This window comes from Kitasatospora sp. NPDC114501 (genome assembly GCF_055633695.1).
Genome location: NZ_JBVKDS010000001.1, coordinates 390774 through 404709, shown reverse-complemented (window position 1 = coordinate 404709; position 13936 = coordinate 390774). Strand labels below are relative to the sequence as shown.

Annotated in this window: 15 protein-coding genes; 4 read left to right on the top strand and 11 right to left on the bottom strand. The window is 73.4% G+C overall.

What is annotated here, in order from left to right; genetic code table 11:
• Positions 1–19: 19 nt before the first annotated feature.
• Complete coding sequence (locus ACZ7RU_RS01915; protein WP_470339006.1) at positions 20–859, top strand: helix-turn-helix domain-containing protein; 840 nt, start codon at positions 20–22, stop codon at positions 857–859.
• 47 nt (positions 860–906) lie between these two features.
• Here the strand turns inward: ACZ7RU_RS01915 and ACZ7RU_RS01910 are convergent, their stop codons facing one another.
• The 7 genes from ACZ7RU_RS01910 to ACZ7RU_RS01880 form a co-directional block, all read right to left on the bottom strand.
• Positions 907–1341: a hypothetical protein gene (locus tag ACZ7RU_RS01910; protein ID WP_470339005.1), complete on the bottom strand. Its 435-nt coding sequence runs from the start codon at positions 1339–1341 to the stop codon at positions 907–909.
• Positions 1342–1537: 196 nt separating this feature from the next.
• On the bottom strand, positions 1538–2434 hold the full coding sequence (locus ACZ7RU_RS01905; RefSeq protein WP_470339004.1) for an amidohydrolase family protein: 897 nt from the start codon (positions 2432–2434) through the stop codon (positions 1538–1540).
• The gene (locus ACZ7RU_RS01900) at positions 2431–4065 is read right to left on the bottom strand and encodes an acyl-CoA dehydrogenase family protein (protein ID WP_470339003.1); all 1635 of its coding nucleotides are present in this window, start codon (positions 4063–4065) and stop codon (positions 2431–2433) included. The genes ACZ7RU_RS01905 and ACZ7RU_RS01900 overlap by 4 nt, the downstream gene beginning before the upstream one ends.
• On the bottom strand, positions 4049–4723 hold the full coding sequence (locus tag ACZ7RU_RS01895) for a TetR/AcrR family transcriptional regulator (protein ID WP_470339002.1): 675 nt from the start codon (positions 4721–4723) through the stop codon (positions 4049–4051). Before ACZ7RU_RS01895 ends, ACZ7RU_RS01900 begins: the two co-directional genes overlap by 17 nt.
• 195 nt (positions 4724–4918) lie before the next feature.
• Positions 4919–6427 (bottom strand): S28 family serine protease, encoded by a 1509-nt coding sequence (locus ACZ7RU_RS01890; RefSeq protein ID WP_470339001.1) that lies wholly within the window; start codon positions 6425–6427, stop codon positions 4919–4921.
• 207 nt (positions 6428–6634) lie between these two features.
• Positions 6635–7489 carry a S1 family peptidase gene (locus tag ACZ7RU_RS01885; protein ID WP_470339000.1) on the bottom strand — a complete coding sequence of 285 codons (855 nt, stop codon included), beginning with the start codon at positions 7487–7489 and terminating at the stop codon, positions 6635–6637.
• A gap of 196 nt (positions 7490–7685) precedes the next feature.
• Positions 7686–8315: a TetR family transcriptional regulator gene (locus ACZ7RU_RS01880; RefSeq protein ID WP_470338999.1), complete on the bottom strand. Its 630-nt coding sequence runs from the start codon at positions 8313–8315 to the stop codon at positions 7686–7688.
• Positions 8316–8434: 119 nt separating this feature from the next.
• Here ACZ7RU_RS01880 and ACZ7RU_RS01875 point away from each other — a divergent pair, with 119 nt between their 5' ends.
• From ACZ7RU_RS01875 to ACZ7RU_RS01865, 3 genes are all read left to right on the top strand, one after another.
• Entirely contained in the window at positions 8435–8590 is a 156-nt protein-coding gene (locus ACZ7RU_RS01875) for a hypothetical protein (RefSeq protein ID WP_470338998.1), read from the top strand.
• A gap of 57 nt (positions 8591–8647) precedes the next feature.
• Positions 8648–9046: a DUF4190 domain-containing protein gene (locus ACZ7RU_RS01870; RefSeq protein ID WP_470338997.1), complete on the top strand. Its 399-nt coding sequence runs from the start codon at positions 8648–8650 to the stop codon at positions 9044–9046.
• A 128-nt stretch (positions 9047–9174) separates the two neighbouring features.
• On the top strand, positions 9175–10059 hold the full coding sequence (locus tag ACZ7RU_RS01865) for a metallophosphoesterase family protein (protein WP_470338996.1): 885 nt from the start codon (positions 9175–9177) through the stop codon (positions 10057–10059).
• A gap of 51 nt (positions 10060–10110) precedes the next feature.
• On the opposite strand, the gene ACZ7RU_RS01860 is transcribed toward ACZ7RU_RS01865, so the two are convergent.
• Genes ACZ7RU_RS01860 through ACZ7RU_RS01845 form a run of 4 tightly spaced genes read right to left on the bottom strand, consistent with a single transcriptional unit; the run spans position 10111 to position 13888 of the window.
• Complete coding sequence (locus tag ACZ7RU_RS01860) at positions 10111–10254, bottom strand: hypothetical protein (protein WP_470338995.1); 144 nt, start codon at positions 10252–10254, stop codon at positions 10111–10113.
• A 6-nt stretch (positions 10255–10260) separates the two neighbouring features.
• Positions 10261–12834, bottom strand: coding sequence for an ABC transporter permease (locus ACZ7RU_RS01855; RefSeq protein WP_470338994.1), 2574 nt, complete (start codon positions 12832–12834; stop codon positions 10261–10263).
• Positions 12831–13586, bottom strand: coding sequence for an ABC transporter ATP-binding protein (locus tag ACZ7RU_RS01850; RefSeq protein ID WP_470338993.1), 756 nt, complete (start codon positions 13584–13586; stop codon positions 12831–12833). The genes ACZ7RU_RS01855 and ACZ7RU_RS01850 overlap by 4 nt, the downstream gene beginning before the upstream one ends.
• Positions 13583–13888: an SHOCT domain-containing protein gene (locus ACZ7RU_RS01845; protein ID WP_470338992.1), complete on the bottom strand. Its 306-nt coding sequence runs from the start codon at positions 13886–13888 to the stop codon at positions 13583–13585. Before ACZ7RU_RS01845 ends, ACZ7RU_RS01850 begins: the two co-directional genes overlap by 4 nt.
• Positions 13889–13936 lie beyond the last annotated feature (48 nt).

The following is a 13936-nucleotide window of genomic DNA, read 5'->3' as shown; positions in this document are numbered from 1 at the left end:
TCGAGTACCGTCCTTGGCCATGACGATCATGGCGGGCATGGGGAGCCCCACGGGAACCGGCGTCGGCCCGCTGCTGCGGGGCTGGCGGGAACGACGGCAACTCAGCCAGCTGGAACTGGCGTTGCGGGCGGACTCCTCGACCCGCCACCTCAGCTTCGTCGAGAACGGCCGCTCCCGGCCCAGCCGGGAGCTGGTGCTGCGGCTCGCCGAACAGCTGGACGTCCCGGTGCGCGAGCGCAACACCCTGCTGCTGGCGGCCGGTTACGCCCCGCACTACCCCGAGACGCCGCTGGACGACCCGTCGATGGCCGCGCTGCGCACCGGGCTGGAACGGCTGCTGGCCGCCCACGACCCGTACCCGGCGGTCGTGGTCGACGGGTCCTTCCGGGTGCTGGCGGGCAACCGCTCGCTCGGGCTGCTCATGGACGGCGTCGCCCCGCACCTGCTGGAGCCGCCGTTCAACGCGATCCGGGTCGCCCTGCACCCGGACGGGCTGGCACCGCGCATCGTCAACCTGCGGCAGTGGCGGCAGCACCTGCTGGAGCGGATGGAACGGCAGCTGGAGCTGGTCCGCGCCGAGCCGCTGCGCCGGCTGTACGAGGAGGTCCGCGGCTACCCCGAGCCGGCCGGGGACCCGGTCGACGGGCCGGCCGGGGACGGGCCCGGCGCCGACGACTTCCCGTTCGCGCTGCCGCTGCGGATCCGGTACGAGGGGCGGGTGCTCTCCTTCCTCTCCACCATCGCGACCTTCAACACGCCGCTGGACGTCACCGTCTCCGAGCTGGCCATGGAAACCTTCCTGCCCGCCGACGCGGAGACGGTGCGGTTCCTCCAGGCCGTGGTCGGGCCGGAGCGGTAACCCCTGGTCCTCAGCCCCGTCCCCGGTATTCAGCCGGGCCCCGGCTTTCAGCCCTGCGCCCGGGACTCTCGCCGCAGGGCGGTGAGCTGGAGGGCGGCGAACAGGGCCACCGTCCCGGCCTGCAACGGGATCCAGACGAACCCGGCGGTGGTCGGCTCCAGCCACACCTCCATCGCGACCAGGCTGAGCACCACCCAGGCCAGGTTGAGGTCGATCACCGTCCGCACCCCGAACACCGGCGGCCGTCGGCGGCCGGCCAGCGCGCCCACCGCGAGCGCGTATCCGAGGAGGAGGAGCCCGACGTCGGCCACGGTGGTGCGGCCGGCGCCGAGCAGTTCGCCGAGCGGGCCGGAGAAGGCCAGGTAGGCCAGGCCGTTGCCGCCGGTGACCAGGGCGTCCAGGACGAGGGCGCCGCGCACCGTCCACGGCGAGAAGGCCGGACCGGGCCGGGCGGGCGTGACGGTGTTCGCGTGGGCGGACATGGCGGATCGCCTCCTGTCGGGGTGGGGCCCGGGGCCGTGGCGGCCTCACCGGGTGACACCACCCTGCCCGGCGGGGCGGCGGGCGTCGATTACCCCGCAGGTAACGGCCGGTCCGGTCCGCCGGGTGCCCGGCGGACCGGCCTGGTGCCGTACCCGTGGTCGGAGGTGCGGGAGCTGCCGGAGGTCCTGCGGGCGGTCAGCCGACCGCCGGGGCGGGGAGCCCGAACAGGGCGGCCGCGTTGTCGTGGCAGACCGCCCGCAGCCACTCCTCCCCCAGCCCCAGCCCGGCCAGCGCCTCCAGCTGGTGGACGTACCGGTAGGGGATGTTGGGGAAGTCGCTGCCGAGCAGGACGCGGTCCCGGAGCCCCCGCAGGCGCGGCAGTTCATCGCGCGGGAACGGGGTGTCGGCCTCGGCGAAGTCGGTGAACGCGATGGTGGTGTCCAGCCGGACGGCCGGGTGGCGCTCGGCCAGGTCGAGGAAGTCGCGGTACTCGGGCATCCCGAGGTGGGCGACCACCAGGACCAGGCCCGGGTGCCGCTCCAGCACCGCGCCGATCGGGCCGGGACCGGTGAACTTGCCCGGCACCGGCCCGGACCCGCAGTGGGTGACCACCGGGGTGCCGGTATCGGCGAGCAGCCCCCACACCCCGTCCAGCAGCGGGTCCGCCGGGTCGTAGCCGCCGACCTGGAGGTGCGCCTTGAACACCCGGGCGCCGTCCTCGATCGCCCGGGCCACGTAGCCGGGCGCCTCGGGCTCGGGGAAGAAGGTCGCGGTGTGCAGGCACTCCGGGGTGCGGGCGGCGAAGTCGGCGGCCCAGGCGTTCAGCCAGCCGGCCATGCCCGGCTTGTGCGGGTAGAGCATGGACGTGAACGCCCGGACGCCGAAGTCCCGCAGCCGCCGGACGCGTTGCTCCTCGGCCTCGCGGTAGGTGATCGGCCAGGGGCGGTTCACCAGCGGGCCGGCCGCGTCGAAGTACGCCCACACCTTGTCCAGGACGTTCTTCGGCATGAAGTGGGTGTGCACGTCGATCAGCCCGGGCAGGCCGAGCGACTGCCAGAACCTCCGTACGCCGTCGGCCTCCTGGCCGCTCACACGATCACCGGGCGGGCGCGGTCGATGATCGCCCCGGTGTCGACCCCGGCCGGCAGGGTGCCGAAGGCCCCGCCGTGGTCGCCGCCCAGCCGGCTCGCGCAGAACGCGTCGGCCACCGCCGGGCTGCCGTACCGGACCAGTAGCGAGCCCTGGAAGGCCAGCGCCATCGACTCGACCAGCCGGCGGGTGCGGTACTCCAGGTCGCCCGGGTCGGTCAGCTCCTTGCGCAGCGCGGCGACGGCCGCGTCCAGCCGGCGGTCCGCGCCCGCGGCGGCGTCGAGTTCGCCGAGGAAGGCCTCGACGCTCTCCGGGCGCTTGGCCATGGCGCGCAGCGCGTCCAGAGCGGCGACGTTGCCGGAGCCCTCCCAGATCGACACCAGCGGCGCCTCCCGGTAGAGCCGGGGCATCCCGGACTCCTCCACGTAGCCGTTGCCGCCCAGGCACTCCAGCGCCTCGGCGGAGTGCGCCGGACCGCGCTTGCACACCCAGTACTTGGCCACCGCCAGGCCCAGCCGGCGGACCAGCGCCTCGGTCCCGTCCCCGGCGAGGGTCCGGTCGGTGGCCTGGGCCAGCCGCATGGCGACGATCGTGGCCGCCTCGGACTCCACCACCAGGTCCGCGAGCACGTTGCGCATCAGCGGCTGGTCGACCAGCGCCTTGCCGAACGCCCGCCGGTGCAGGGCGTGGTGGACTGCCCGGGTGGCGCCGTAGCGCATGCCGGCGGCCGCACCCACGGTGCAGTCCAGTCGGGTCATGTTGACCATCTCGATGATGGTCGGGACGCCCCGGCCCTCCTCGCCGACCAGCCAGCCGACCGCGCCGTCGTACTCCAGCTCGGCGGAGGCGTTGGACTTGTTGCCGAGCTTGTCCTTCAGCCGCATCAGCTGGAGGCGGTTGCGGCTGCCGTCCGGCAGGACCCGCGGCAGCACGAAGCAGCTGAGGCCGCCGGGCGCCTGGGCCAGCGTCAGGAAGAGGTCGGACATCGGCGCCGAGGTGAACCACTTGTGGCCGGTGAGCCGGTAGGTGCCGTCCGGCTGCGGAGCGGCGGTGGTGGTGTTGGCGCGGACGTCCGAGCCGCCCTGCTTCTCGGTCATCGACATGCCGGCGATCAGTCCGCGCTTGGTGCGCGGCTCGCGCAGCCCGAAGTCGTACTCCCGGGCGGCCAGCAGCGGCTCCAGTTCGGCGGCCAGGGCGGGGTTGGCGCGCAGGGCCGGGACGGCGGCGTAGGTCATCGAGACCGGGCAGGTGTGGCCGGCCTCGACCTGGCTCCAGACGAAGAAGCCGGCGGCGCGGGCGGAGTGGGCCCCGGGGCGCTCGTCGCGCCAGGGCGCGGCGTGCAGGCCGTACGAGACGGCGGTGCGCATCAGCTCGTGCCAGGACGGGTGGAACTCGACCTCGTCGATCCGGTGGCCGAAGCGGTCGTGGGTGCGCAGCACCGGCGGGTTCTCGTTGGCCTGCCGGCCCCACTCGGCGGCCTGCTCGGAACCGGCCAGCCGGCCCAGCTCGCGCAGCTCGGGCTCGGCCCAGCCTGCGCCGGCCCGCTGGAGGGCGGCGAGCAGGGTGGGGTCGGCGGCGGTGTCGTGTCCGTACGGCAGGGGCACCTGGTTGGTGACCTCATGCGTCGCTGTCATCGCGTCCTCCCAGGGCACGCAGGGTGAAGGAGACCAGGGCGGGGACCACCGTGGTGTCGTCGCTCGTGGCCGGTGTGGTTGGAGTGGCTGGTACGGCCCGTGTGGTTGGTGCGGCCGGTGTGGCCGGTGCTGCGGCGAGTGGGCCGGCCAGGGCCTCGCCGACCGCTCCGACCAGGGCGGCGGCGGTCAGCACCGGGTCCTGCTCGGGCAGTTCGCCGCTCGCCACGGCGGCGGCGATCTCGGTGGCGATCACGTCCCGGAACGCCCGCCGGAACACCAGGCGCTCCTCGTCCACGACCGCGTCGGCCGGCTCGACCAGCAGCGCGTACGCCAGCCGGGGCGCGCGCAGGGCACGGGCGGCGAAGGTCTCGACCACGGCGGCGATCCGCTGCTGCGGGGTGTCCCGGACGGCCACCGCCGCGTTGACCGCGTCTATCTCGTGGGTGACCACCCGGCGGAACAGCTGCACCGACAGGTCGGCCTTGCCGGAGAAGTGCTGGTAGAGGCTGCCGGTGGCGATCCCGGCGCGGTCCGCCACGGCGGCCATCGTGCAGCCGCCGTAGCCGCGCTCGGCGAGCAGGCCGACCGCCGACTGGAGCACCGCTTCGCGCTGGGCGTCCAGGCGGGCTTGTACGGCGGGGGTGCGTCGGTAGGCCATGGAAGCATTGAAGCACTGATTCACTGCTTCGGGGAGGGGGCGGGCCCGGCCGGGGACGGCCGGGCCCTCGGGGATGGCCGGGGACGGTCGGGCTGTGCTCGCGGAACGCGCGAGGAGGCCGCCCCGGACTGCGGGGCGACCTCCTCCTCGTACTTGGCGCCTCGTGCGACGTGCCGCGACGCTGCCGCGCGAGCGCTACAGCGGGCGGCGCTCCTGCTCCAGCCGCCGGCCCTCGACGTCCAGCGGACCGAAGTCCGGGACCAGCTGCGGCGACTTGGTGAGCGAGCGGGCGTTCGGGTCGTCCAGCCCGGCCCACTCCAGCACCTTGGCGACGGCCTCCGCCGACTGCGCGGCGGGCAACTGCTCGGTCTTGGAGCCGTGGTTGCCGCCGGGCACGGTGTAGACGTAGCTGTCCTCGCTGCCCCGGCCGAGGCGGAACGGCTTGGCCCCCCACGGGTCGTTGCCGCCGTAGACGTACATGATCCGCTCGCCGTCGCGCTTCACCCAGCGGTCGATGTCGGGCATCGCGTTCCGGTTGAAGACGGTCGGGATCTCCTTCGGCACGAAGGTGCGGACCGAGTAGAGCTCCTTGTAGTCGTAGTGCAGCACGCCGTCGAGGTGCGACACGTCGAAGAACGGCGCGCCCAGCTCGGTGGCGGCCTGGTAGTAGTACGCGGTGTACTTCGCCAGCGACTGGTCGCTGTTGCCGGTGATGCCGGACTGCGCGTCGAACCAGGCGTACAGCTCGTCGTCGGTCGCGGTGGCGGCCACCGGGACCTTGGCGCAGTCGGCCTCCAGGCTGTACTGCCAGAACGCCCAGACCACGTCCAGCACGCCGGCCTCGTACGCACGGTCCGGGGTGCCGAGGGTGTTGAAGGTGGAACCGGCCGCCTGGTTGTCGGCGACGTAGCGGGCCTCCAGGCGGTCGCGGCGCACCAGCAGCTCACGCTGGGCGGCGTTCAGCCTGGCCCGGCACTCGGGGGTGCCGACGGTGCGGAAGAACTCGCTGTACGGCTCGGCGTCGTTGACGTTGGTGTTGTTCGGCGCGACGTAGGCGATCGTGCCGGACACGTCGTCCGGGTAGAAGCGGCGGAAGTAGGTGGAGGACATGCCGCCCTTGCTGGCGCCGGTGGACAGCCACTCCTCCTGGTAGATCCGCTTGAGCGCGGTCACCAGCCGGTGCGAGTCCGCGGCGCCCTGGCGGATGCCGGCCTTCGACCAGTCCGCCGGCTCCGGGCGGGAGGGGGTGAAGAACCGGTACTCGATGGACACCTGGTTGCCGTCCACCAGCCGGGTCGGCTCGGTGCGGGACGGGTTGGTGCCCAGGGTGTAGCCGTTGGTGTAGAAGACGGTCGGGCGGTCGTAGCCGCGGTGCAGCAGGCTGAAGCGCTGCTGGAAGGTGCCCAGCCAGGGCCGGAAGTGGTCGATCGGCTGGGTGTAGGTGGCGAGGAAGTAGCGGTGACCGGTGGTGGTCGGCTTCTCCTCCGTGATGGTCACCCCGGGGATCGCCGCCAGGCGGACCTTGATGTCGGCGGTCGGGTCGTCGGCGGGGCTCCGGCCGTGGCGGGACCCGTCGCCCTGGGCGTCCTGGGCCCCCTGGGCGTTCTGGCCGTCGGCGGCGGACGCCGGACTCGCCAGGCCGCCGAACGCGAGCAGCGGTATCAGCAGGGCGGAGACCAGCAGTTTTCTCACGGTGGTGGTCATCAACTCTCCATCTTTTCAACTGACATGACGGCCGCCTGCCGGAACGGCCGGGCGGCACGGGTGGTGCGGGTGGTGCGGCGCGGGTGGTGCGGGTGGTGCGGCGCGGGTGGTGCGGTGGCCGACCGATGGACGGCCGAATGGGCCACCCGCTGTTCGCGGATGGCCCATCGGGGAGAAAGAGCTGGTCAGCGGGGTTGCCCTGGCCGCTTACGGACGGGGCAGGGTGCAGCCGGGGAGCGTGAGGTCGAAGCGGTTGCCGGCGGCGAAGCAGGCCGGGATCCCGTAGGTCTCCTGGGCGTAGCCGATTCCCTGGCGGACCGTCACCGTGCCGTTCTGGTCGACCTCACACGGGTTGTCCATGGTGCAGCGCTCGCCGTTCTCGTTGATCGTGTTGTTGACGGCGACCACCTGGCCGGTCGAGGCGTCGACCACCGGCGAGCCGGAGGTGCCGCCGATCACGTTGCAGGTGGAGGTGTAGCGGACCGAGTCCTTGAAGGTCCAGTCGGCTTCCTTCAAGCGGTAGGCGAAGCCGTCGACCGAGCAGGAGTAGATCTTCTTCCAGTAGCCGGAGACGACCCGGATCGAGGTGCCCTGGACCGGGTGGGTGGCGGCGATGGTCAACGGGGCGATCCCGTACCGGGACTGGATCGAGGCGTAGGTGGTGTTCAGCTGATAGATCGACACGTCGGTGTCGGTCATCGCGCCGTAGACGATCTTGGTGGCGCGCAGGGTCCCGACGCCGCTGCCGCTCCCGTTGAGCAGGGTGAAGGACCGGCTGGAGGTCCGGTTGAGGACCACCTCGCCCGGGCCGGGCATGCCGGTCTCCAGGCAGTGGCCGTTGGAGAGCACGAGGGCCGGGTCACTCGCGGCCGAGCCGGGCATCCGCACCAGCGAGCCGGAGCAGTTGCTGAGTGCGACCGTCCCGGCGAAGTTGACGGCGGCGACGGGCTGGGCGACGGGCTTGGTCGCTGGGGCCGCGGCCTGGGCCGGGACGGCTCCGACGAGGGCGGTGGCCCCTGCGAACAGGAGCGTTGCGACCGTGCCTATGAGCGGCTTCTTCATGAGAGACCTCTCGGTGTGGGGGGTCCACGGGTGGGGGTCCACCAAAGCTGTCGCGGACATGACCCACTGTCAAGAGTCAAGGCGGCACCAAGAACCGCTCAAGCCGCATTGGCCGGTTACCGTCGACACCCGGCTTCCCGGGGAGCGACCCGGCCGGCCGTGGCCGCGGGGCCCGTCAACTCCCGTGCCGGGACGGTCAACCAGCCTGCCAGTGCTCCCGACCGAGACTGATCAGGCGCAGCTGGAGCCGTGCGGTGGCGGCGATCCGCCGACCCCGGGCCGGGTCCGCCTCCAGCGCCTCCAGGAAGGCGGCGGCCGTGGAGACCATGTGGTCGACGTACAGCTCGGCGAGCATCCGCAGATCCCGCTCGCCCCATCCCCGCGACACCGGTTGCAGCGCCAGGGCGGCCCCCACCTCGGCGGCGAAGCGGCCGAGTTCGGCGTCGATCGCCTCGCGCACCTGTCGCACTCCGCCGTGCCGCTCGCGCGCCAGGAAGCGGACGTGCCCCCGGTTCTCGCGGACGTGGCGTTCGATCACGCCCACCGCACGGTCGATCAGCTCCTCGGCGTCGCCGGCCTCGGCGAGCACGGAGCGGATCATGACGTGCAGGCTGGCCAGCGACTCCTCGACCAGCGCCACGCCGAGGGCGGCGAGGTCGGGGAAGTGCCGGTAGAAGGCGGCCGGGGAGAGCCCCGCCTCTCGGGTGACCTCGCGGACGCCCAGGCTCGCCAGGTTCTGATCGGCCAACAGGTGCAGCCCGGCGTCCAGCAGGGCCCGGCGACTCTGCTGCTTCTGGGCCTGTCTGGCCCCAACGGTGTGACTCACGCCATTCAGTAAACATTCGTTTGCCGAACTTGGCCAGTCGACGTACAGTGGGACCGAAGTCAGTGAACACTTGTCAACCGAAATCGGCGCAGTCCCAGCCGCAACCGAAGGAGTCAGCCGTGATCCTGTTCTCCGCCCTGGTCGCCATGGGCATCCTGATCGGCACCGCCGCCCACATCTCGCTCCCGGTCTTCCTCGCCGCCTCCGCCGGCATCACCGCCTGGCTGCTCGCCTTCGGCGCCCGCGAGGGCATCGCCCGCCTCCGGCACCGCTGACCCCGCCGCCCCGCGGACCGCACCCGTGGCCACTCCACAGAGAGGACCCGCACCACCATGAGCACCGTCACCGACCGTCCCGCCATCGGCCGCCAGGGCGCCAGCCGCCCGAGGACCAGCAGGCAGGAGACCAACGCACCGGAGACCAACGCCCAGGAGATCGAGGCACGGGAGATCGAGGCGCGGGAGATCGAGGCGCGGGAGTCCGACCGTCAGGGCACCGCCGACGCCGACGGCCTGGCCATCGCCTCCTTCCTCCTCGGCCTGCCCGGCCTGCTGCTGTTCAACATCGTCCTCGGGCCGATCGCCATCACCCTGGGCACCCTGGCCCTGGTCCGCGGCACTAGCCGGCGCGGCCGCGCCCTCCTCGGCCTGACCCTCGGCATCACCTCGTTGGTGATCCTCGCCGTCACCACCGCCACCTCCCACGGGGTGCTCATCGACATCGGCTCCTGAACCGGCCCCCTTCCACTCCTGGCACCTCGGCCGAGCGGTTCGAACGACTGATCCCGTCAACCCGCCCCGCCCGACCGGCCCGACACGTAGGGTGGGCCCCATCGGCCGGGCGACCTCAGGGGGCAGGAGTGACTACGGAGAACCGCAGCGACGCAGAGCCGGAACGGCCCACCCCGACGGGTGGACGGCTGCTCGCCGTGAGCGATCTGCACATCACCTACCAGGAGAACCGCGACCTGGTGGAGAAGCTCCAACCCTCCCACCCCGGCGACTGGCTGCTCGTCGCCGGTGACGTCGCCGAGCTCACCACCAGCATCGAGTGGGCCCTCGGCCTGCTCGCCGAGCGCTTCGCCCGGGTGGTGTGGGTGCCCGGCAACCACGAGCTGTGGACCCACCCCGAGGACCCGGTCCAGCTGCGCGGGGTGGCCCGCTACGAGCACCTGGTGGAGCGCTGCCGCCGACTCGGCGTGGTGACCCCCGAGGACCCGTACCCGATCTGGGAGGGCCCCGGCGGACCGGTCCGCATCGTCCCGCTCTTCCTCCTCTACGACTACACCTTCCGCGCCCCGGGCACGACCACCAAGGAAGCCTCCCTGGCGGCCGCCTACGAGAGCGGCATCGTCTGCGCGGACGAGCGGATGCTCTACCCGGACCCGTTCCCGGACCGTGACTCCTGGTGCCGTGAGCGTGTCCGGCTGACCGAGAAGCGGCTGGCGGAGTGCGACCCGGACGTCCCGCTGGTCTTCGTCAACCACTACCCGCTGGTCCGCCAGCCCACCGAGATCCTCTGGTACCCCGAGTTCGCCCAGTGGTGCGGGACCGAGCTGACCGCCGACTGGCACACCCGGTACAACACCGCGGCGATGATCTACGGTCACCTCCACATCCCGCGCCGGACCACCTACGACGGCGTCCCGTTCACGGAGGTCTCGCTCGGCTACCCGCGCGAGTGGCGCAAGCGCGGACTGCCGGACCCGCTGCTGCGCGAGGTCTTCCCGCAGTCGGCGGGCTGAGCCTGCGGTCCACCGTCACCTCCTGATCCGCCCTCCGGCGGCCCGGCTCCGCTACACCGTCACCTGCCGGGCCGCCATCGCTGTGTCTGCCGCATCCCGTTCTGCCTCGGCCCGCTCCAGCCCGGCCCGCTCCAGGCCGGCCCACTCGGTCGCGGTCCGCTCCGTCGCCTCCTGTTCCACCGTCTCCTGTTCCACCGCCTCCTACTCCGTCGCGATCGCCCGCAGGACGTCCAGCCGCGCCGCCCGGCCCGCCGGGCGGAGCCCGGCCACCGCGCCCGCCAGCAGCCCGGCCGCGAGGACCACGGCCAACTGCAGCGGCGGTATCGCGAACGATCCCGTTCCCGCGCTGTCCGAGGCCCGCACCAAGGCCCAGCCGAGGAAGGCTCCGAGCCCCAGCCCGCCGACCGTCCCGAAGGCCGCCACCAGCACCGACTCCCAGCGCACCATGCCGCGCAGCTGAGCTCTGGTCTGGCCGACCGCCCGCAGCAGCCCCAGCTCCCTGGTCCGCTCGTGCACCGCCAGCGTCAGGGTGTTGGCGATGCCCAGCAGCGCGATCAGTACCGCCAACGCCAGCAGCGCGTAGACCACCGAGAGCATCGTGTCGACGCCGGAGGCCGCGCTCTTGGCGTACTCGGCGCGGTCCTGCACCTGCGGACTGCCGTACGGGACCAGTGCCCGTTCCACCGCCGCCTTGCCCGCGGCGGCCGGGACGCCGTCGCGCAGCCCGACCGCGACCATGGTGTCCGCGTCCTGCCCCCGGTGTGGGGCCCAGGCCTGCCGCGTCATCAGGTAGTCGCCGGCCAGGCTGCCGCCCTCGTACAGGGCGCGGATGGTGAACGGGCCGCTCGCGCCGTCGGTGAACCCCACGGTGACGGGCTGTCCGAGCCGCCAGCCGTGCTGTTGCGCCTCGCTGCGGGAGACCGCCAGCCCGTCCGTACCGAGCGCGGCCAGTGAGCCGTCCACCCGGCCGAGGTCGACGATCCCGGACAGCCGGGCCGGATCGGTGACGTCCAGCGTCCGACCGTGCCCGTCGATCCGGGCCACGCCCCGGCCGAGCCCGACCGTCTGCCGCACCTCGGGCAGCGCGGCCAGGGCGTCCGCCACCTTGGGGCTGATCCCGCTGCCGCCGGCCCCGAACGAGGCGGTGGTGACGGCGAGATCACCCGCGAAGGACTTGCTCACCGTGTCGTCCAGGGTGGCCTTGATCGAGGCCCCGAAGACGGTGAAGAGCGTGACCACGGCGACGCCGATCATCAGCGCGCTCGCGGTGGCCGCCGTCCGGCGCGGATTGCGCGCCGCGTTGCGCCGGGCGAGCACCCCGGAGACCCCGCGCAGCCTGGGCAGCGGCGCCCCCAGCGTCCGTACCGCGAACGCCGCGGCGACCGGGCCGAGCACCACCGTGCCGGCCAGCACCGCGAGTGCCCCGACCGCCGTCAGCAGCACGGACGGTCCGTCGGTCGCGCCGAGGACGGCCACCGGTACGCCCCCGGCGAGCAGCAGGGCGCCCAGCACCACCCGGACGGTGCCCGAGCGCCCCTGCGCCGCCCGGTCGACGCCGGTGTCCCGTAGGGCCGCCAGCGGGGCAGTCCGCCCGGCCCGGACGGCCGGCAGCAGCGCGGAGCCCACCGCGACCAGCGTGCCGACCAGCAGCGGCAGCAGGACGGCGGCCGTGCTGATCACCATGCCGCCGGTCGGCAGCGCGAAGCCGAGCGTGGAGAAGAGCGCCTTGAGGCCCGTCGCGACCCCGATCCCGCCCAGCAGCCCGCCGAGCGAGGCCAGCAGGCCGACCGCGAGCGCCTCCGCCAAGGTCGCCCCGAGCACCTGGCCGCGCACCGCGCCGAGCGCCCGCAGCAGCGCGTTCTCCCTGGTCCGCTGGGCGACCACGATGGCGAAGGTGTTGTGGATGGTGAACGTCGCCACCAGCAGCGCGATCCCGGCGAAGACCAGCAGCAGCGTGGTGAACATGGTCAGGAACCGCCCGGACAGCAGCTGGGTGGATTCCTGGGTGGCCGCCGCGCCCGTGATCGCCTGGACGCCGGCGGGCAGTTGCGGGGTGATCCGGTCGACCAGCTCCCGCTGGGAGACCCCGCCCGCCGCGCGGACCTGGATCGAGCTGGCCTGGCCATCGCCCTTGGGCGTGAGGTACCGCTCGGCGTCCGCGAACGTCAGCGCGGTGAAGGTGCTCGGCCCCATCCCGTCCCCGGCCGCCCCGAAGGTGGCGATGCCGACGACGGTGACCGGCACCGGATCCGGGGTGCGCAGCACGGTGGTGGAGCCGAGGTGCAGGCCGCCCGCCTTCGCCGCGCCCCGGTTCACCACGACCTCGCCCGGGGCGGCCGGAGCCCGGCCCTCGGCCAGCCGGTACGGGTTGAGCCGGCCGTCCGCCAGCCAGTTGCCGGCCAGGGTGGGCGGGCCCTGGCCGCCGATGGGTTTGCCGTTGCTCCCGATGAGCTGGCCCGCGCCCTGGACGGACGGCTCGGCGGCCGCCACCCCGGGCACCGTGCGCAGCCGGTCGGCGAGCGCGGCCGCCACCGGCGCCCGTACCCCGCCGGCCGTGCCCGCCGAGTCCAGCACGTCGGCGCTGCGGACCACGACGTCGGTGCCGGCGTTGGCGTCGGCGAACAGGGTGTCGAAGTTGGCCCGCAGGGTGTCGCCGAGCACCATCGTGCCGGTCAGGAAGCTCACCCCGAGCAGGATGGACAGGAGGGTCCCGGCGAGCCGGCGCTTGTGGGCGCGCAGCGATCGCAGGCTGAGCCGGAGGGGGACGGTGTTCATGCCCGCCCCCGTTCGAAGGCCTTCATCCGGTCCAGCACCAGGGCGGAGGTGGGCTGCCGCATCCGGTCGACCAGCCGTCCGTCGGCGAGGAAGAGCGCCTCGTCGGCCCAGCCGGCGGCCGTCGGGTCGTGGGTGACCATGACCACGGCCCGGCCCATCTCGTCCACCGCCCGGCGCAGCAGGCCGAGCACCTCGCCGCCGCTGCGGGAGTCGAGGTTGCCGGTCGGCTCGTCGGCGAAGACCACCTGCGGCCGCCCGGCCAGCGCCCGGGCCACCGCGACCCGCTGCTGCTGGCCGCCGGAGAGCTCGCTCGGGCGGTGCCGCAGACGGTCCCCCAGGCCCACCACGTCGACCAGGGTCTCCAGCCAGGCCCGGTCGGGGGCGGCCCCGGCCAGGTCGAGCGGGAGGGTGATGTTCTCCAGGACGGTGAGGGTGGGCACCAGGTTGAAGGCCTGGAACACGAAGCCGATCCGCTCCCGGCGCAGCAGGGTGAGCCGCCGGTCGCCGAGCGGGCCGAGCTCGGTGTCGCCGATCCAGGCGCTGCCGGCGGTGAGCGTGTCCAGCCCGGCCGCGCAGTGCATCAGGGTCGACTTGCCCGAACCGGACGGGCCCATGATGGCGGTGAACCGCCCGGCCGGGAACTCCACCGTCACGTGGTCCAGCGCCCGGACCTCGGTGCCGCCGACACCGTAGATCTTCACGGCGTCGGCGACCCGGGCGGCGGCGCCCCGTACGACGTCCAGGGTGGTCACCTGACGCCACCTCCCTTGGCGTCGCCACGCGGCGGCTCGCTGAGCACGGCCCGCTTGGCGCGGTACTCCTCGGCGTCGATGTCGCCCTCGGCGTAGCGGCGGCCCAGGACGGCCAGCGGATGCTCCGCCACGGCTCCGGACCCGAACCCGTGCCCCGCCCCGGCCCCGAAGCCGCAGCCGTGCCGCCGCCAGACCGTGCGGCGGAGCACCGCGATCACCAGGACCGCCACGGCGATCCAGACCAGCGGGATCAGCAGGATCCACGGGCCGGGGCCGTGCCAGTCGGCCAGCTGGGTGTACATGATGGTTCAACTCCTCGGTGGTGGGCTTCCAGGACCTCGGGTGGTTCC

Bases quoted from the DNA above. Each gene is read 5' to 3' on its own strand.
- ACZ7RU_RS01870 (WP_470338997.1), top strand. From the start codon at position 8,648: ATGAGCACCGTCACCGACCGTCCCGCCATCGGCCGCCAGGGCGCCAGC.
- ACZ7RU_RS01900 (WP_470339003.1), bottom strand. From the start codon at position 4,065: ATGACAGCGACGCATGAGGTCACCAACCAGGTGCCCCTGCCGTACGGA.
- ACZ7RU_RS01915 (WP_470339006.1), top strand. From the start codon at position 20: ATGACGATCATGGCGGGCATGGGGAGCCCCACGGGAACCGGCGTCGGC.
- ACZ7RU_RS01855 (WP_470338994.1), bottom strand. From the start codon at position 12,834: ATGAACACCGTCCCCCTCCGGCTCAGCCTGCGATCGCTGCGCGCCCAC.
- ACZ7RU_RS01885 (WP_470339000.1), bottom strand. From the start codon at position 7,489: ATGAAGAAGCCGCTCATAGGCACGGTCGCAACGCTCCTGTTCGCAGGG.
- ACZ7RU_RS01845 (WP_470338992.1), bottom strand. From the start codon at position 13,888: ATGTACACCCAGCTGGCCGACTGGCACGGCCCCGGCCCGTGGATCCTG.
- ACZ7RU_RS01910 (WP_470339005.1), bottom strand. From the start codon at position 1,341: ATGTCCGCCCACGCGAACACCGTCACGCCCGCCCGGCCCGGTCCGGCC.
- ACZ7RU_RS01895 (WP_470339002.1), bottom strand. From the start codon at position 4,723: ATGGCCTACCGACGCACCCCCGCCGTACAAGCCCGCCTGGACGCCCAG.
- ACZ7RU_RS01890 (WP_470339001.1), bottom strand. From the start codon at position 6,427: ATGACCACCACCGTGAGAAAACTGCTGGTCTCCGCCCTGCTGATACCG.